Origin of the sequence: Rhodococcus sp. MALMAid1271, from assembly GCF_049195265.1 — a bacterium.
GTDB lineage: Bacteria > Actinomycetota > Actinomycetes > Mycobacteriales > Mycobacteriaceae > Rhodococcoides.
Window position 1 is genome coordinate 72,482 of record NZ_JBMIRQ010000108.1, and the last position, 17,279, is coordinate 89,760.

The 17,279-nt window shown below is 64.7% G+C and carries 14 protein-coding genes; 10 read left to right on the top strand and 4 right to left on the bottom strand.

All coding sequences use genetic code 11. From position 1 onward, the window contains the following. The first annotated feature begins 18 nt into the window (after window positions 1-18). On the top strand, window positions 19-345 hold the full coding sequence (locus tag ACOQFP_RS18155) for a hypothetical protein (RefSeq protein ID WP_206487238.1): 327 nt from the start codon (window positions 19-21) through the stop codon (window positions 343-345). 64 nt (window positions 346-409) lie between these two features. Here ACOQFP_RS18155 and ACOQFP_RS18160 read toward each other — a convergent pair whose 3' ends face one another. The 3 genes from ACOQFP_RS18160 to ACOQFP_RS18170 all read right to left on the bottom strand — a co-directional run bounded on the left by ACOQFP_RS18160 (window position 410) and on the right by ACOQFP_RS18170 (window position 2,819). Further along, window positions 410-1,258 carry an alpha/beta fold hydrolase gene (locus tag ACOQFP_RS18160; RefSeq protein ID WP_421585090.1) on the bottom strand — a complete coding sequence of 283 codons (849 nt, stop codon included), beginning with the start codon at window positions 1,256-1,258 and terminating at the stop codon, window positions 410-412. 64 nt (window positions 1,259-1,322) lie between these two features. Then, a complete protein-coding gene (locus ACOQFP_RS18165) occupies window positions 1,323-2,471 on the bottom strand; it encodes a macrolide family glycosyltransferase (protein ID WP_421585091.1) in 1,149 nt (382 codons plus the stop codon). A gap of 33 nt (window positions 2,472-2,504) precedes the next feature. Beyond that, complete coding sequence (locus ACOQFP_RS18170) at window positions 2,505-2,819, bottom strand: ArsR/SmtB family transcription factor (RefSeq protein WP_421585092.1); 315 nt, start codon at window positions 2,817-2,819, stop codon at window positions 2,505-2,507. 92 nt (window positions 2,820-2,911) lie between these two features. On the opposite strand from ACOQFP_RS18170, the gene ACOQFP_RS18175 reads away from it, so the two are divergent. The 4 genes from ACOQFP_RS18175 to ACOQFP_RS18190 all read left to right on the top strand — a co-directional run bounded on the left by ACOQFP_RS18175 (window position 2,912) and on the right by ACOQFP_RS18190 (window position 9,075). Then, window positions 2,912-4,195, top strand: coding sequence for an MFS transporter (locus ACOQFP_RS18175; RefSeq protein WP_421585093.1), 1,284 nt, complete (start codon window positions 2,912-2,914; stop codon window positions 4,193-4,195). Further along, window positions 4,164-4,751, top strand: a complete 588-nt coding sequence (locus ACOQFP_RS18180) for a GNAT family N-acetyltransferase (RefSeq protein WP_206487228.1) — start codon at window positions 4,164-4,166, stop codon at window positions 4,749-4,751. Before ACOQFP_RS18175 ends, ACOQFP_RS18180 begins: the two co-directional genes overlap by 32 nt. 9 nt (window positions 4,752-4,760) lie before the next feature. After that, window positions 4,761-7,130, top strand: coding sequence for a lysylphosphatidylglycerol synthase transmembrane domain-containing protein (locus ACOQFP_RS18185; protein WP_421585094.1), 2,370 nt, complete (start codon window positions 4,761-4,763; stop codon window positions 7,128-7,130). An 82-nt stretch (window positions 7,131-7,212) separates the two neighbouring features. Next, window positions 7,213-9,075, top strand: coding sequence for an EAL domain-containing protein (locus ACOQFP_RS18190; RefSeq protein WP_421585095.1), 1,863 nt, complete (start codon window positions 7,213-7,215; stop codon window positions 9,073-9,075). On the opposite strand, the gene ACOQFP_RS18195 is transcribed toward ACOQFP_RS18190, so the two are convergent. Further along, window positions 9,051-10,556 carry a PucR family transcriptional regulator gene (locus tag ACOQFP_RS18195; RefSeq protein WP_421585096.1) on the bottom strand — a complete coding sequence of 502 codons (1,506 nt, stop codon included), beginning with the start codon at window positions 10,554-10,556 and terminating at the stop codon, window positions 9,051-9,053. The two genes, ACOQFP_RS18190 and ACOQFP_RS18195, sit on opposite strands and share 25 nt — an antisense overlap. A 146-nt stretch (window positions 10,557-10,702) precedes the next feature. On the opposite strand from ACOQFP_RS18195, the gene ACOQFP_RS18200 reads away from it, so the two are divergent. From ACOQFP_RS18200 to ACOQFP_RS18220, 5 genes are all read left to right on the top strand, one after another. Beyond that, window positions 10,703-11,569, top strand: a complete 867-nt coding sequence (locus ACOQFP_RS18200; RefSeq protein ID WP_341244432.1) for an FAD binding domain-containing protein — start codon at window positions 10,703-10,705, stop codon at window positions 11,567-11,569. A gap of 3 nt (window positions 11,570-11,572) precedes the next feature. After that, a complete protein-coding gene (locus ACOQFP_RS18205) occupies window positions 11,573-12,046 on the top strand; it encodes a (2Fe-2S)-binding protein (protein ID WP_421585097.1) in 474 nt (157 codons plus the stop codon). After that, a complete protein-coding gene (locus tag ACOQFP_RS18210; protein ID WP_421585098.1) occupies window positions 12,043-13,395 on the top strand; it encodes an 8-oxoguanine deaminase in 1,353 nt (450 codons plus the stop codon). The genes ACOQFP_RS18205 and ACOQFP_RS18210 overlap by 4 nt, the downstream gene beginning before the upstream one ends. After that, the gene (locus tag ACOQFP_RS18215) at window positions 13,392-15,716 is read left to right on the top strand and encodes a molybdopterin cofactor-binding domain-containing protein (protein ID WP_341244431.1); all 2,325 of its coding nucleotides are present in this window, start codon (window positions 13,392-13,394) and stop codon (window positions 15,714-15,716) included. Before ACOQFP_RS18210 ends, ACOQFP_RS18215 begins: the two co-directional genes overlap by 4 nt. Before the next feature lie 119 nt (window positions 15,717-15,835). Next, window positions 15,836-17,278: an NCS2 family permease gene (locus tag ACOQFP_RS18220; protein ID WP_421585099.1), complete on the top strand. Its 1,443-nt coding sequence runs from the start codon at window positions 15,836-15,838 to the stop codon at window positions 17,276-17,278. The last annotated feature ends 1 nt before the right edge of the window (window position 17,279 follow it).

Here is a 17,279-nt window from a genome sequence, read left to right on the forward strand (position 1 = left end):
CCTTCAGGAGGTACTGCCATGGCCAACCAAGGACCCTTCGGCTTCGGATCCGACGACTTCGACAAGTTCGCCCGGGAAGCGACCGAGGGCTTACGCGAGGTGGTCGGGTCACTGTTCGCCGCCAACGTCGGGGCACCCAAAGCGCCGCCGGAGCCCGAAACCACAGGTCAGAGGGGTGACGGAGTCTGGGCGATCTACAGCGTCGACGATGCTGGGTCACCGCAGGTCGACCAGCTCTACGCCACCGAACTCGATGCGCTCCGCGCGCACAAGGACAACACCGACCCGCACCGACGCGTCCGCTTCCTGCCCTATGGCGTGAGCGTCAGCGTTCTGGAGGACTGAATCGGGTGCAGCTGCCCGCGCTGAGCGCGGCTGGCTGCACCCGATTTCGCACATGTGCCTGCGGTCAGGCGAGCACTTCCCGCAGAGCGGCCGCGAACTCCTCCGCCCGCTCCCCTGAGAAATCGGCGTGACCGCCCGGAAAGACCACGGCATCCGTGCCCAGCAGCTCGGCGACGGCGTACGCGGAGCGAGCGGCCAGTTCGCCGTCCGAGGGCCCGCCGGAATCCGCGCCGACCGCGACCACCGTTCGGGTCCTCGCAGCTTTCACGGCCTCGACATCGGGTACGAATTCCACGACGCCGCCGCGCATGTTTGCCATCAGCGGGTCCGTGCGATCGCCGTCGTCCTCGGTGGGAAGACCGAATGCCGACGGGTCTGGTACCGGGCGCGCGAGGTACTCCGAGTCGAGTTCGCCCCTGTGCATCACCAGGGCGATGAACTGCGCCATGGCCGGTCCCAGTCCCGAGGAGTTGTAGGTCGATACCATCGCCGAGCACACCGATTCGAGTGCGGCTCGATCCGCAAGCGCGCCTCCCGCAGGGGGTTCGTGGGCAACGAGTACACGAAGATCGTCTGGATAGCGCGCGACCAATTCGAGGGCGTTCACTGCTCCGCCGCTGGAGGCGAACATGTCGACCGGTCCAGAACCCAGTGCCCCCAACAGCGCATGCAGGTCATCCGCGTGCTGGGCTACGGTGACCGCCGCCGTCGGATCGTCCCGCGTGCTGCGGCCGGTGTTGCGCGGGTCGTAGGTGACCACCGTCCGATCCGGGAAGTGCGCGGCAAGGGTGGCGAAGCCGCCTGCGTCCATCGGTGACCCGATCAACAACAGCGGTATCGAGCCGGCCGTCAGCTCACCGTGGATGTCGTAGGTGATGGATGCGCCGGGAACATTCTTCGTGAAGGTGCTCATGCAGGTACCGACTACTCACGCACCGGAATCTCACCGGCACCTGGACGCCTCTCGGCAGTACTCGTCACGCGAGAAATGCCTCGACCGCATCGGCTGCCGATTCGACGCCCCCGTGCGCTCGCACCTCGGCGCTCACCGCCGTTGCGCGCGGAGTCGATTCACGAGCGGCTGCGACGGCCTCGAGGAGCCTGTCCGCAGTCACGTTCTCGCAGTCCAGATGAACGCCGACCCCGAGTTCGGCGAGCATCGCGGCGTTGCCGAATTGATCGACTGCTTGCGGCACCGCCACGGTCGGCACGCCGAACCACAGGGCCTCGACGGCGCTGCCCATCCCGGCGTGGGTGATGAAGACCTCGGCAGAGGCCAGCACGCTGAGTTGCGGAACATGTTCGTGTACTTCGATATTCGCGGGTATCTCACCGAGCACCGCCGGGTCGACGCGTGCACCGATGGACATCACCACATGCCAGTCGGTATCGCCGAAGGTCTCGATACAGAGCCGGTAGAACTCGGGGCGATCGTTGTATCCGGTACCGAGCGAGATATACAGATTCGACGCATCGGGTGCGGTCCAACTGCGGTCGTTCAGACGTACGGGGTCCAGGCACGGTCCGACGAACTGCACGGAGTCGGCCACTCGATCGGCATTCGGTTGCATCTGCCGAGGAATCAGCGAAAGGCAGTGCGCCGGATACGTGATCCACTCCCACGGATCGGCGTCGATGTCGTTGTTTCGCAACCAGGTTGCGTAGGCCTGCCGGTACGCGACGCCGGTGGGTGACTGTCGAATGGCCGTCATCGCATCACCGAGATCGTCGGCGTATCCGTCCCAGGCCACGTATGTCGGCGAGAGTTGCACGGCAGGCACCCCGTAACGCACACCGAGGACGGGTGCGGTCATGCCGCCGATGTCGTACAGGAACAGGTCCGGCTGGTCATCGTCGTAGAACGCGGTGAGCCGTGGAAACGACCGGATCGCCTCGTCGAGGAACACGTGCATCGACGCTGCCGGATCGTCCGGCCACGAAGCCTCGCCGTCCGGCAGCATCGACTCGAACGAGACCACCTCCACCCCTGCGGGTTCCACCAGATGCGACATCGATTTCCCGACTGCGTAGGTGACGCGATGCCCTCTGCGCACCAAGTCGGCGATCACGGCCAGTGATGGGTAGATGTGGCTGGGAGCCGTCGTTCCGATCATGGCGATGTGCATGGACCCACCGTATGACGGATGCTCCGCGCTGGGCTAGCGGATTTCGTTTGCTATCAGATCGAGCAGGCCGGGAAAGCGTTGCTCGAGTTCGTGGCGTCGCAGCCTGACCTTACGACTGTTGCCGCGATCGACCTGAAACACCAGGCCCGACTCTCGTAGCACTCGAAAGTGATGCGTCAGAGTTGATTTGGTGACGCCGAGCTCGAACGACATGCAGGTCCGTTCGGCACCGTCGTCCTCGCCGACCAGCTCGGTGACCACTTTGCGGCGCAGTGGATCGGCCAGGGCAGACATCACCGCACCGAGTTGCATTTCCGCGGGCTCGGGATGCCCGTGCTCGTCCGCCATGTGTTCCTCCCGGCACAAGGTACGACTTGCATCGTACCTCCGAATCTGTTTTAGTACGAAAATCATCGTACCTACTGTGTGCAGGGGGATTCATGAGGGCAGTACTACCGGTCGTACTCGCAGCGCAGTTCGTGGTGCCGATGTCCATCTCGGGCACCGCCATCGCGCTCCCGGTGATCGCGGCGGACCTCGGCTCGGATCCAGCGCCGCTGCAGTGGGTCGTCAACGGCTTCAATCTCGCGTTCGCCCTGTTCACCGTCGTCTGGGGTGCAGTATCCGATCGCATCGGGCACCGCGCGTCATTCCGTAGCGGTGTAGTGCTCGCCGCCGCAGCCAGCGTGATCAGCGCGTCCGCGCCGTCGCTGCTGTGGCTCGACGCGGCACGGGTGTTCGCAGGCATCGGTGCCGCTGCGGTCCTGGTGGGTTCCACCTCGATTCTGTCGCTGCATTTTCAGGGGACCGAACGGGCCACGGCATTCGCCCTGTTCGGCACCGTGAACGGTCTCGGGTTGGCGCTCGGGCCCACGATCTCCGGGTTGCTCGTCGCAGCATTCGATTGGCGCGGAGTATTCGCCGCCCATGCACTCGTCCTGGCCCTCGCGGCCATCGGCACTGCGGCCCTGCCTGTACTCCGGGCAGAATCCACCTCCGACCGCCTCCTGGATTTCACGCTGCTGCGCAACCGCCGGTTCCTCGCGCTGTGCCTGGTCCCGGTCGCCGGAGCCCTCGGATTCGTCACACTGCTCACCTACCTGCCCGCAGCCCTCAGCGGCGTTGCGTCCCTGAGTCCCGGACGAGCCGGACTGTTCATGCTGGCGATGACCATCCCGGTTCTGCTCGCCCCGCTCACTGTCGCTCGACTGAGCAGCAGGTTCGACACCCTGACCCCCGACCGCGTCATCCTTACGAGCCTCGGCTGCCTCGTACTCGGCAACCTCGGCATGCTGTTCCTGCAGCCCGGGCTCCCTTTGCCTGCTCTGGTGATCCCGATGATCCTGGTGGGGCTCGGGTTCGGGCTCCCCATCGGTTTGGTCGACGGCCAGGCGCTTGCCGCGGTGCCTGCGCACAGCAACGGCACCGCCGCCGGGGTGCTCAACCTGTTCCGCATCGGCAGCGAGGCCGCTGCAGTCGCCGGTTATGCCTGGCTACTGACTCTCCTGGTCCGGCGTCAGGTTCCGGACGGAGCCGACGCAGACGCCGCCGCATCCGGCCAACCTGGATTCGCCGACGCCTATGCCCACGCTTTCTCCGAGGTCATCGCCCTCGTGGCCGTGTCCGTCGCCGTCACCGCTGCCGTCATCATCGTGCTTTCCCGGACGGCACGATCCAACGTATCGTCTGCGAATGCCCTTTCTGCAACAGGTGACCCTCGCTGACGATCTCGTGACCCTCGAGCCGCTGAGCCACGACCATCTCGAAGGACTGTGCGACGCCGCCCGCGATGGCGAGCTGTGGAACCTCTGGTACACCAGCGTGCCGAAACCCGAGGACATGGCGGCCGAGATCGATCGACGGCTCGGCCTGCTCGAGGCAGGCACCATGCTTCCGTTCACTCTGCGCCGCAACGACACCGGCCAGATCATCGGCGCGACGACGTTCTGCAACGTGGATCCGAACAACCGGCGCGTCGAGATCGGCTACACCTTCAATGCCCGTTCCGCGCACGGAACCGGCACCAACGCCGCGAGCAAACTGCTCCTGCTGACGCATGCCTTCGAAACGCTCGGCTGCATCGCCGTCGAGTTCCGCACCCACTGGATGAACCTGCAGTCGCGGACGGCCATCGCAAAGCTCGGGGCCAAGCAGGACGGCATTCTGCGCAATCATCAACGGATGCCCGACGGTTCACTGCGCGACACCGTGGTGTTCTCGATCATCGAATCCGAATGGCCCGCCGTCCGCAACGAGCTCCGCAGGCGTACCGCACGGTAGGTTGACCCCATGCGTGTGGATGGGCGGGACATTCCCGTAGCGGGAAACCTGCTTCAACCGCTGGTCCGAAGAACCAGCGACATCGTCCGGGTCGTAGCGGCATCGGTACTGCTGGGCGTGGTCGTTGCCGGTTCGCTGATCACCAGGAATCAGTGGGATGCGCTCGAGCAATCGGTGTCGAACATCGTCGGCGTGCTCAGCCCCGACCAGTCCAATGCCGTGTACATCGTCTACGGCGTCGCCATCCTCGCGTTGCCCTTCGGCGTACTGATCGGACTCGTCGCCGGCCGCAAATGGAAGCTGCTTGCAGGCTACGCGGCAGCAGCGTTGCTGGCGGCATTGGCGCTCTCGATCACCGGCACCGGAATCTCCACTCCCACCTGGGACCTCGACGTTCCCGAACGACTCGACACATTCCTGTCGCAATTCCTCGACGACTCGCGATGGATCGCCATGTTGGCCGCGGCACTGACGGTGTCCGGCCCGGGCCTGCCCGCGCGGTGGCGTCGGGCATGGTGGACGCTGTTGCTCGCGTTCGTACCGATCCACCTCGTCGTCTCCACCGTCGTCCCGGCCCGCTCGATGCTCGGGCTTGCTGCGGGGTGGCTCGTCGGAGCGGTCATCGTGTTGTTGGTCGGCACGCCTGCGCTCGAAGTTCCATTGGACGCGGCGGTACGCATGTTCCGTGGTCGAGGCGTCACCGTCGCCAGCTTCACCGTCGTCCGGCCGGCGGGCCCGGGCCCGCTGGTGCTCAACGCACACACGCCCGACGGCGACGTGGTGGTCGAGTTGTACGGCCAGAATCAGCGTAGCGGCGGCGCGCTGAGACAGTTCTGGCGCTGGATCACGATGCGCGGCAGCGAGACTGCGCCACTGCACGCATCCATGCGCAGAGCCGTCGAGCATCGTGCGTTGATGGGTCTGGCCATCGAGGGTCTGGGTGCGGCAGGCAGTCATCCGCTGGCAGTCGCGGCACTCGATCGAGGGTGGACCCTGTACGCCCACAGCCCGCCACTGGGCGAGCCGATCGAGGCCGAACACGACGACGCCACCCTCAGCGCGCTGTGGACCTCGCTGGCGACGCTGCACGAGAACCGGATCTCCCACGGCGATCTGCGTCGAGACGAGCTCCGAATCCTCGACGGCCGAGCCTTGTTCTGTGGCTACGTCCATGCCGAACTCGGGGCCTCGGATGCCCAGATGCAGTCCGACGTGGCGCAGTTGTTGCTCACCACGGCACACCTTTTCGGCCCCACGCGCGCGGTGGCCACTGCGATCGAGGTTCTCGGTTTCGATGTTGTGATCGCGGCGTCGGGTCGATTGACCAAGTCCGCCATCGAGCCTCGCGTTCGACAGTCGGTTCCGGATGCGCGCTCGATCATGAAAGAGGTTCGACTCGAGGTTCTCGATCAGACCGGTGCCGCCAAGATCGAAGCCGAACAGGTCACCCGGTTCAGCCGGAACCAGATCATCTCGCTCGTCCTGCTGATCGGGTTGGTCTACGTTGCATACCCGTTCATCAGCGCAGTGCCGGCATTCGTCACCGAACTCGGTTCGGCCAATTGGTGGTGGGCGCTGCTCGGTCTGGCGGTCTCCGCCCTGACGTACATCGGTGCCGGAGCCGCGTTGTGGGCATGCGCGTTCGGCAAGGTCAGTTTCTGGAATCTGACGGTCATGCAGGTAGCCAACACTTTTGCGGCGACAACGACTCCAGCGGGTGTCGGCGGTCTCGCGCTGAGCGTGCGATTCCTGCAGAAGGGCGGGTTGGGCGCCATTCGTGCGACCGCAGCCGTGGCGTTGCAGCAGTCGGTCCAGGTGATCACGCATGTGAGCCTGTTGATCTTCTTCAGCGTCGTCGCCGGCACCTCCTCCGGATTGTCGAACATGGTGCCCGGCAACACTGTGCTGTATCTGATTGCCGGTGCCGCATTCGGCGTGGTCGGGACGTTCATGTTCGTTCCCAAGCTCCGACGGTGGCTCCGAGTCGCTGTGCGACCGCAGATCAAGGAGGTCCTCACCGAACTCGGAGAGCTCGCCCGAGATCCCAAACGCTTCTCCGTCATCATCCTCGGTTGTGCAGCAACGACATTGGGCGCGGCTCTCGCCCTGTGGGCGAGTATCGAGGCCTTCGGCGGCGGAACCACGTTCGTGACGGTGACCGTCGTGACGATGATCGGTGGCACGTTGGCTTCCGCCGCGCCGACTCCCGGCGGCGTCGGTGCCGTGGAGGCCGCCCTGATCGGTGGTCTCGCCGCATTCGGCCTGCCAGCCTCGATCGCCGTGCCGTCGGTGTTGCTCTACCGGGTCCTGACCTGCTGGTTGCCGGTATTTCTCGGGTGGCCGACGCTGCGCTGGCTGACCCGCAAAGACATGGTCTGAGCGGAGCGTCCATCCGATTCCGACTCCGATCTCGGCGGCACTGGTAGCGTTCGTGGTGGCCGGGGACCTGCCCACGAGAGGTATGCCCATTTCCGATCCGGGGATCGTTCCGGCGGCCGAGGGCCGTACGCGTTACAGACCTGGGCTCGACGCCCCGCACGAGGACGCCGCGGACGATCACACCTTCTTCGCCAATACCACCCGCGAGCGTTGGGTGCGCTACTTCATCGGATGTCTGACACTGCTGTTCGGCCTGTCCGGGGTGTTGATGGCACCGAGCGGCATCTACTACGGCGGTGTGCCCGTCTTCGTTCTGATCGGCTCACTGACGGCGATTCCGGTAGCCATTGCCTGGTTCGTGCGGCCGTGGCCCTCGCCGCCGCTGGCCAACGCCTTCGTGCTCTATGCCGACGTCAGCATCGTGGCCATCCTGTTCAGCAGCGTCGACAGCTTCGTCCCATTGACCGGATGCATGATGTTCACGATCGTGGGCGTGTTCACCGTCATCGCCAGCTCCAGCCGAGTGATGTGGACCCACCTGGCCGTATCCGTGGCGACGGTGCTCACGCTCGGTGTCCTTGCGGTGCGGCAGGGAACGAACCCGTGGCTGGTGAGCGCAACCGCAGTCACCGTGGCCACGTTGTATCTCACCCCGCTGATGATGCGAACCTACCTTCGGTACCTGCGCTCTCGGGCATCGGGCGCGGTCATCGATTCGCTGACGGGCCTGTACAACCGGCGCGGATTGCTCGAAGCAATCGACGGCGTCAACGACGCGTACGCCGACACCACAACCGATCGAACCATCGGAGTGACGGTTCTCGACGTCGACCGATTCAAGGACATCAACGACCGCTTCGGTCATCCCACCGGCGACGCGGTGCTGATCGATATCGCCTCGCGGCTCGTCTCGGCCGTTCCGGAGACCTCCGTGGTCTCGCGCCTGAGCGGAGACGAGTTCGTCATCGTGCACATCGGTTCCGCCGAGCAGATCGCGTCGAGCGACCACAGGATCCGAGTCGGCCTCGACGAGAGCTACTCGGGGCCGCCTTACACCGCCAGTGTCGGATCTGCCTCCGAGTTTCTCGCCGGGGAACCCGTCACTCCGGCCGTGGTTCGCAAGCTGATCGCGCTGGCAGACATCGAGATGTACCGCAGCAAGTCTCGACTGTCCGAGGACGATGGCAGATCCCGCGGTAGCACCACCGGAACCCGAGCCGATGTGCGAACGCGCATCGAGGGCTTGATCTCGGCAGGCGGACCGGACGTGGTGTTCCAACCCATATGCGACACCGTCACCAGAGAGGTCGTCGGCTACGAGGCACTCTCACGCTTTCCGTTCGGCTACGGCTCACCGACGATGTGGTTCCGCGATGCGACCAATGCCGGAATCGGGCCGCTTCTCGAAGTCGCCGCCATCGACCGTGCACTTGCCGCTTCCGAGTCACTTCCCGCCGGGACCTTTCTCTCCCTCAACGCATCGGCGAACACCATCCGCAGTACCGATCTGCCTACCAAACTTCGCCCGTTCCAGAAGGATCGACAGTTTCACCTCGAGATCACCGAGCACGAGCGGGTCGACGACTATCGTGCGGTCACCCGAAGCATCGAATCCTTGCGCGCGGTAGGAATCTTCATCTCCGTCGACGACGTGGGTGCCGGTTTCGCCGGACTTCGTCAGGTGGTCGAATTGCGGCCCGACACACTCAAGGTCGATTACGCGCTGGTGCACGGAATCGACACCGACCCGGTCCGCAGGGCCGCTGCCGCGTCGGTGATCGAATTCGCTCACGAGATCGGGTCGAGGGTCATCATGGAGGGCATCGAGACCGAGGCGGAACTGCGTGTGGCCGTAGAACTCGGAGCAGACATGGTGCAGGGCTTCCTCACCGGGCGACCTGGTGCATCCACCCGGACCGGTCATCTCAAGCGCAGAGCGACGTAGAACTCGATTCTGTCCTCCAGACGAGACAGATCTCGCCCGGTCAGTTCCTCGACCCGCTGGATGCGGTAGCGGACGGAGTTGACGTGCATGTGCAGTTGCTCGGCGCATCGCGTCCAGGCCCCGTTGGTGTCGAGGTACATCGACAGCGTGGCGATGAGATCGCTGTGGTGCTGTGCGTCGTATTCGGCGAGAGGAGTGAGTAGGCGAGAGGTGAACATGCGTCGAACGTCGTCGGGAACGTTTGCCAGAAGTATTGTGAGCGTTGCTAGTTCATCATGACCGACGACGTTGCAGTCCGCGCCTCGCCCCTCGGCGAGCCTGCGGGCGTAGCGCGCTTCCTCGATCGCGCTTCTGATGTCCGCGGGTGCGGTGGGAGCACTGACTCCTATCGAGGTGCCACTGCCGATCAATCCGGGGGCCAGCGATCTGACCGCGTTCCGAACGGAGTCGGTCTTGTCGGTACGAGCCGGCACCAACGCGATGGCCTCGGTGCCGACCACTCCGAGCGTGATCTCGAGCGGTGCCAACACTTCTCGCAGAAGTGGGCGCAGCTCACCGAGCCGTAGAGTCTCTCCCGAGGTGGCGGCGACGACGGCCGCGTAGTGCGCATCGGTATCGAGTCCGATGACCTGCATCTGTGCCAGTATGTCGTTCGGCGTGGCACCGCCGGCGATCGAGCGGAAGAATTCCTGTGCCAGGATGCCCGATCCGGACACTCGGTCGTCGACTCGACTGCGCTCGACGGCGACGATGGACGCCAGCTGCCCAGCAAGCGACAGTCTCGGTGAATCCCATGTCTGCCAATCGCTTTCGAAGGCCAGAAACCAGTCGACGACGCGTGGTGAGGCCTCGCCGTCGACCGGGAAGATCGACACTCGCTGAGCCCTGCAGTATCGCGGCAGGTGCGGCGAGGTCAGGAACTCCCGTCCGATCGCCTCGGTATCGGTCAGATCCTCGGAGCCGGCGAGGACCCGCCCCGAGGCGGAGATCACCCAGCAGTTCATGCCCAGATCAGAGCTCACCATCTCCAGCAGCGCCCCCAGACCGCCTCCCGGGCCTGCGCTCGCCACCAGCCGTCGATGCCGATCCAGCACGAGGCTCAGATCGGACGCACGCGCCGAGGACAGTTGCCGAACGACACTCTCGGTCACCGTGGCGAAGGCGACGTCGGCGGGAACCCGGAAGAGCGGTAGTCCGTGTTCGCGGCAGGCCTCGATCAGATCGTCCGGCACCACACCGCCATCGGAGGCCGCGAGCGCCGATATGCCCGCCTTGGACACCGCGTGCACGAAGGTGCTCGAGTCCTCCGGGCCTGTTCGCCACATCAGACCGGTCAAGACCAGTTCTCCCCCACTGAGGTAGCGGCTCGGATCGAGCATGTCGGTGGTCACGACCCATCTGATGGACGGATCGAAATGCTCGGGTGTCACCATCGGCTGCAGTTTCAAGTCGGGAAGATCGGCCAGATCACGTAGTCGCACGGTGCATCGACCTCCTCTTCGTAGGATCCTCCAAAACCTACACTGTGATCGGCGTCATACTTCGTCGTTCCTGTCTCTCGTTCGCGGTGCGCCCGGCGGCTGTACTGGGTGAACACAGAACATGAACAGCGAGCGGAGCACCGAACATGGACTTTCTGCGACCACAGACCTGGAGCGACGCGTTGGCCGCAAAGGCCGACGATGTCGACGTGGTGCCCATCCAGGGCGGCACCGACGTCATGGTCGAGATGAACTTCGATCTGCACCGGCCGGGCGCATTGCTCGATCTGAACCCGATCACCGAACTGACCGAATGGGAACAGCTGCCCGACGGGACACTGCGGGTCGGTGCCGGTGTGCCCTACGTCCGCATCATCGCCGAGCTCGGAGATGCGCTTCCCGGCATCGCCCAGGCGTCCCGCACCGTCGGCTCACCGCAGATCCGCAACCGGGGCACCGTCGGCGGCAATCTCGGTGGGGCATCACCAGCAGGTGATCTACATGCGCCCTTGCTCGCGGCGGGTGCGACCGTGGAGGTCGAATCGGCCGAGCGCGGTGCCCGCATGATTCCCGCGACCGAGTTCTACCTCGGCGTCAAGCGAAACTCCTGTCTACCGGACGAACTCATCCGCGCCTTCCACGTCGCACCGGCAGCGGGACCGCAGTACTTCTCGAAGATCGGCACGCGCAACGCGATGGTCATCGCCGTCTGCTCGTTCTCGCTCGCACTGTTCCCGCAGGAAGGTCGCGTCGGTACCGGTCTCGGTTCCGCTGCACCGACGCCGCGCCGGGCTTACGATGCCGAGAACTACCTCGCGGCCGAACTCGACTGGGACGGTGCCCTCGATCCGCGGGTGTCGGAGGAATTCGGCCGATTGGTCAGTGCAGCAGCGAGTCCCATCGACGACGTACGGGGCACAGCCGACTACCGGAAACACGCCCTGTCCGTCATGGCCCGCCGCACGCTCGGCTGGGCATGGCGAGACCTCACAGCCGCACGGAAGGTGGCCTGACACATGCGAGTGAACTGCACCGTCAACGGAAAGAACATGGAAGCCGACGACGTCTGGGAGGGCGAGAGTCTGCTGTATCTGTTGCGTGAGCGTCTGGGACTTCCTGGATCGAAGAACGCCTGCGAGCAGGGTGAATGCGGTTCGTGCACGGTGTATCTCGACGGTATCCCGGCGTGCGCCTGCCTGGTGGCCGCCGGCCAGGTCGAGGGCCGCGAGATCCGTACGGTCGAGGGCCTCGCCGAGGGCGAGAAGCTGGACCCCATGCAAGAAGCGTTCGTCGAGTGTGGAGCCGTTCAATGCGGATTCTGCACCCCTGGGCTCGTGGTGCAAGCGCACGATCTGATCGAGCGCGTTCCCAACCCGTCCGATGTGGAGATTCGCGAATCTCTCGCTGGAAACCTCTGCCGCTGTACCGGATACGAAAAGATCCTCGATGCCGTCCGGCTGGCAGCAACTCGAAAGGCCGAAGCCAAATGACCACGGTGATCTCGGGTGCCTACATCGCACCCATCGTCGGTGCCGAGATCCCCGACGGATATCTCGTCGTCGAGGGCACCACCATCAGCGCCATCGGATCGGGCCCGGCCCCTGTCATCGACGGGGCGCAGACGATCGACGCGTCCGGCTGCCTCGTCACCCCCGGACTGGTGAACACCCACCACCACCTGTACCAATGGGCCTCACAGGGCCTCGCCAAGGACAACACCCTGTTCGAATGGCTTGTTGCACTGTACAAGCCGTGGTCCAAGATGGATGCCGAGGTGGTCGGGGGTGCCGCTGCGGCAGGGCTCGGTTGGCTCGCCAAGTCGGGCTGCACCACCAGCACCGATCACCACTACATCTTCCCCAAGGGCCGGGGCGATCTGTTCGCGGCCGAGATCGACGCGGCACGGCGCATCGGAGTCCGATTCCAGCCGTGTCGTGGCTCGATGGACCGGGGCGTGTCCGACGGCGGTCTGCCACCGGATGAGGTCGTCGAGTCGCTCGACGACATCCTCACCGCCACAGCAGAGGCCATCGACAGCTACCACGACGGATCCTTCGGTTCGATGCTGCGCATCGCGGTCGCTCCCTGTTCGCCGTTCTCCATCAGCAAGGAGCTGCTCGTCGAATCCGCCGCGCTCGCTCGCGCGAAAGGCGTTCGGCTGCACAGCCACCTGGCCGAAACTCTGGACGAGGAAGAGCACTGCCTCGCTCAGATGAACTGCACCCCGGTCGAATACATGGAACAGGTCGGCTGGCTGGGTGACGATGTGTGGTTCGCGCACGCGGTTCACCTGCACGATTCCGATATCGCGAAGATGGCGGCCACCGGCACCGGCACCGCCCACTGCCCGAGCTCCAATGCTCGCCTCGGCGCGGGAATCGCTCGAATCTCGGACCTGCTGTCCGCCGGCGCTCCCGTCGGCCTCGGAGTCGACGGCTCGGCCTCGGCAGAGATGGTGCCACTTGCAGGTGAGGTTCGTCAGGCGATGTACATGCAGCGCGCCAAGTACGGGCCGACCGCACTGACGGCGCGTCAAGCCCTCGAGATCGGAACCCTCGGCGGAGCAACGGTACTCGGACGACAGAGCGAGATCGGATCGCTCGAGGTCGGCAAGCTGGCAGACATCGCGATCTGGCGGACGGACGGCTTCTACTCGGCCGTGGACGACCCGGTCGTGGCCTTCGCCTACGGGCAGACCCCGCCGCTCGCTCGCTTGATGGTGGGCGGTCGAACGATCGTCGAGAACGACATCTTGACCAGTGCACCGCAGGACGAAATAGGTCGCGCCGGAGCCGATGCGCACCGTCGCCTGATGAAACTCGCAGAGGACGTATTGTGAGCACACCGACCACCACCCCCAGGCAAGTTCCGGTCGATACTCCGGCTCCCGGTCGCGGACGCGTCGGAGACAGCCCGCTGCGGCCGGACGGCACGCTGAAAGTGAAAGGCGAGTTCGCCTATTCCTCGGACCTGTTCATCGACGGAATGCTCTGGGGCGCAACGCTCCGCAGTCCGCACCCTCGCGCGAAGATCGTCTCGGTCGACATCTCGCAGGCGCTCGCCACACCGGGAGTAGAAGCTGTACTCACCCACGAGGACGTGCCAGGACGCAAGTGCTTCGGACTCGATCACACCTGGGATCAACCGGTACTCGCCTTCGACGAGGTGCGGCACGAGGGTGAGCCGATCGCATTGATCGCCGCAGATCATCCCGAGACAGCCCGCCGCGCAATGGAAAAGATCGTCGTGATCTACGACGTACTCGAGCCCCTCACCGATGCGCGACGCGCAGCCCTCGACCCGGACTACCCGAAAGTGCAGGAACGCGGCGGAGTGGCGCGGCATCAGCCGGTACGGGTCGGCAACGTCGCCGCTGCCCGCGCGAGTGCAGAGGTGATCGTCAGCAGCGATTTCACCGTCGGTATTCAGGACCAGGCCTTTCTCGGGCCCGAGTCCGGGTTGGCCGTACCCGCCGAGGACGGCGGCATCGACCTCTACGTCGCTACTCAGTGGATGCACAACGACCTCGCACAGATCGGCCCGTGCCTCGGCCTGCCCGAGGAGAAGATTCGGATGACCCTCGCCGGTGTCGGTGGAGCGTTCGGCGGCCGGGAGGACCTGTCCATGCAGATCCACGCGGCGATGCTGGCGATGCACACCGGCAAACCGGTCAAGATCGTCTACAACCGCTACGAGTCGTTCTTCGGGCACGTTCACCGCCATCCCGCACAGATGCACTACGAATACGGTGCCACCCGCGACGGCAAGTTGGTGTTCGCAGATGTGGAGATCATCCTCGACGGCGGTGCGTACACCTCCGCCACTCTCAATGTCGTCGGCAACGCCGCATCGCTCGGCGTCGGACCGTATGTCATTCCCAACATCGAGATCGACGCCTACGGGGTGTACACCAACAATCCACCGTGCGGTGCGATGCGTGGATTCGGCGCTGTACAAGCCTGTTTCGCGTACGAATCGATGATGGACAAACTCGGCGAGGCCTGCGGCATCGGCCCGGTTGCGATCCGGCAGATCAACGCCGTCAGTCAGGGATCCGTCCTGGCGACCGGCCAGGTCATCGAGGCTCCGGCACCGCTCGCCGAGATGCTCGCCCGAGCCGAAGCGATGGAACTGCCTGCCCCCATGGACGCGTCGGACATCCGAAACCTGCCCGGCGGTGCCTCGCAGACCACGCACGGCGAGGGCGTCGTACGTGGGATCGGTTACGGCGTCGGCATCAAGAACATCTGCTTCTCCGAGAACTACGACGACTACTCCACTGCTCGCGTCCGGCTCGAAGTCATCGGCGGTGAGGCAACGGTATTGGTACATACCGCTGCCGCCGAGGTGGGCCAGGGGCTGGTGACACTGGAGGCACAGATCGCGCGCACCGAACTCGGTGTCACAAAGGTGGTCATCCACCCCGCCGACACCAAGGTCGGCAACGCCGGGTCGTCCTCGGCCTCGCGGCAGTCGTACATGACCGGCGGCGCCGTCAAGGCCGCCTGCGAGGCCGTTCGGGAGGCGGTGTTCGTGCTGGCGGGCCTGTACCTCGGCCGAGCCGTGGCCGATCTGAGCCTCGACGGCGGCAAGATCGTCTCGGCCACCGATGGCGTCCTGGCCACGATCGAGGACGTGCTCGGCGATCGCGTCGTCGAGCAGACCCGCGAGTTCCACCATCGTCCCACCAGCGGAATGGATCCGGTGACCGGTCAGGGAGCGAGCCACACCCAGCTCGCCCTGTGTGTCCATCGCGCCGTGGTGGATGTCGATGTCGATCTCGGGCTGGTGAAAGTGGTCGAGATGGCCGCTGTTCAGGACGTCGGAAAGATCCTCAACCGCCTGTCCCTGGAGGGCCAGATCCACGGCGGCACAGCCCAAGGGCTCGGTCTCGCGGTGATGGAGGAGATCGTCGTCGTGGACGGCTTGGTGAAGAATCCGTCGTTCACCGACTACCTGATCCCGACGATTCTCGATATGCCGCCCATGAAGCTGGACATCCTCGAGAATCCGGATCCATTGGCACCCTACGGCCTTCGTGGCGCTGGCGAACCACCCACTTTGTCGTCCACGCCCGCCGTCATCGCTGCCATCCGCAATGCCACCGGCCTCGCGTTGACGCGGGTGCCGGTTCGCCCCGAACACATCGTCAACAGCTAGACCATCTCATTCCCACTCGACGAAACCCTCTCCCGCACAGCGGTACCTGACGCCAACTCCCCCGGCACGGTCACCGTCGACGCTCGAGACAGGTTGATCACGCCCTGGGAGGGCCGATCATGACCGATGTACGCACGACAAGCACAGATCGACGAGGACGCGGTCGATCCCAGATCGACAGGTTCTTCGACATCACCGGCCGTGGCTCCACGGTATCGCGTGAGATACGCGGTGGTGTCACCACATTCGTGGCCATGGCATACCTGATCGTCCTCATCCCGCTCATCATCGGCGATGCCCGTGACGTCACTGGTGCCACCCTCGATCCGGCTCAGTTGTCGACCATGGTGGCGCTGTCCGCCGGCCTGACGACGATACTGATGGGTGTGGTCGGCAACGCCCCGCTCGCCATGGCGGCGGGCCTGGGGGTGACGCCGATCGTGGTGTTCCAGGCCGCTCCGTTCATGACCTGGCCGCAGGCGATGGGTCTGGTGGTCCTCGAGGGTGTCGTCATCGTCGTCTTCGCACTCACCGGCATTCGGCAGCTCATCATGGATGCGATTCCGCTGGTGCTCAAGCAGGCCATCGGCGTCGGCATCGGCGCGTTCATCGCTCTCATCGGACTGGTCGACGCCGGTTTCGTCGGCCACCACGAGGCGGCATCGACCGCAGTGACCCTCGGTACGTTCGGCAAACTCGCAGGGTGGCCGGTGTTCGTCTTCTGCGTCGGACTCGTCCTGATGATCATGCTGTTCGTCCGAAAAGTTCCGGGCGCGATGCTGATCGGGATCTTCGTCGCCACCAATCTCGCGATCACCGTGAACTCGGTGTTCGAAGTCGACCCGAAAGCGTGGGGACCGGTGGTACCGAAAGTCCCCGATTCCATCGTCGCCACACCACAATTCGATCTGCTGTTCAATGTCGATCTGTTCGGTGGATTCGCCCGTGCAGGGGTGGTGACAGCCTCGGTCGTGCTGTTCACACTCGTACTCTCCGGCTTCTTCGACGCCATGGGCACCATCCTCGGCGTCGGTGAAGAGGCAGGTCTGGTCGACAAGCAGGGCAAGATGCCAGGGCTGAGCCGTATCCTCACCGTCGACGGCATCGGTGCCATCGTCGGAGGCGCGATCAACGGCTCTGCCAATACAGCGGTGGTCGAATCGGCGGCAGGCGTCACCGAAGGTGCCCGAACCGGTCTGGCCAGCATCGTCACCGGCGGATTACTGACCAGCCTGATCTTCTTCACACCGTTGGCCGGGGTGGTTCCGGTGGGAGCTGCAGCACCGGCGCTGGTCCTGGTCGGGGCGCTGATGATGACGCACGTGCGCAAGATCGACTGGCAGAACACCGATATCGCGATACCTGCCTTCCTCACCATCGTGCTGATGCCGTTCACCTATTCGATCACCGTCGGCGTTGCCGCGGGCGTGATCTCCTACACGATCGTTCGCCTCGCCAAAGGCAAAGCACGCCAGACGCATTGGCTGCTGTACCTGATGACGAGCATCTTCCTGATCTACTTCGCCCTGCACCCCATCGAAGAAGCTTTGGGAATCTCGTAAC

Coding starts and splice junctions, on each gene's coding strand:
- ACOQFP_RS18155 (WP_206487238.1), top strand. CDS start 19: ATGGCCAACCAAGGACCCTTCGGCTTCGGATCCGACGACTTCGACAAG.
- ACOQFP_RS18160 (WP_421585090.1), bottom strand. CDS start 1,258: ATGAGCACCTTCACGAAGAATGTTCCCGGCGCATCCATCACCTACGAC.
- ACOQFP_RS18165 (WP_421585091.1), bottom strand. CDS start 2,471: ATGCACATCGCCATGATCGGAACGACGGCTCCCAGCCACATCTACCCA.
- ACOQFP_RS18170 (WP_421585092.1), bottom strand. CDS start 2,819: ATGGCGGACGAGCACGGGCATCCCGAGCCCGCGGAAATGCAACTCGGT.
- ACOQFP_RS18175 (WP_421585093.1), top strand. CDS start 2,912: ATGAGGGCAGTACTACCGGTCGTACTCGCAGCGCAGTTCGTGGTGCCG.
- ACOQFP_RS18180 (WP_206487228.1), top strand. CDS start 4,164: ATGCCCTTTCTGCAACAGGTGACCCTCGCTGACGATCTCGTGACCCTC.
- ACOQFP_RS18185 (WP_421585094.1), top strand. CDS start 4,761: ATGCGTGTGGATGGGCGGGACATTCCCGTAGCGGGAAACCTGCTTCAA.
- ACOQFP_RS18190 (WP_421585095.1), top strand. CDS start 7,213: ATGCCCATTTCCGATCCGGGGATCGTTCCGGCGGCCGAGGGCCGTACG.
- ACOQFP_RS18200 (WP_341244432.1), top strand. CDS start 10,703: ATGGACTTTCTGCGACCACAGACCTGGAGCGACGCGTTGGCCGCAAAG.
- ACOQFP_RS18205 (WP_421585097.1), top strand. CDS start 11,573: ATGCGAGTGAACTGCACCGTCAACGGAAAGAACATGGAAGCCGACGAC.
- ACOQFP_RS18210 (WP_421585098.1), top strand. CDS start 12,043: ATGACCACGGTGATCTCGGGTGCCTACATCGCACCCATCGTCGGTGCC.
- ACOQFP_RS18220 (WP_421585099.1), top strand. CDS start 15,836: ATGACCGATGTACGCACGACAAGCACAGATCGACGAGGACGCGGTCGA.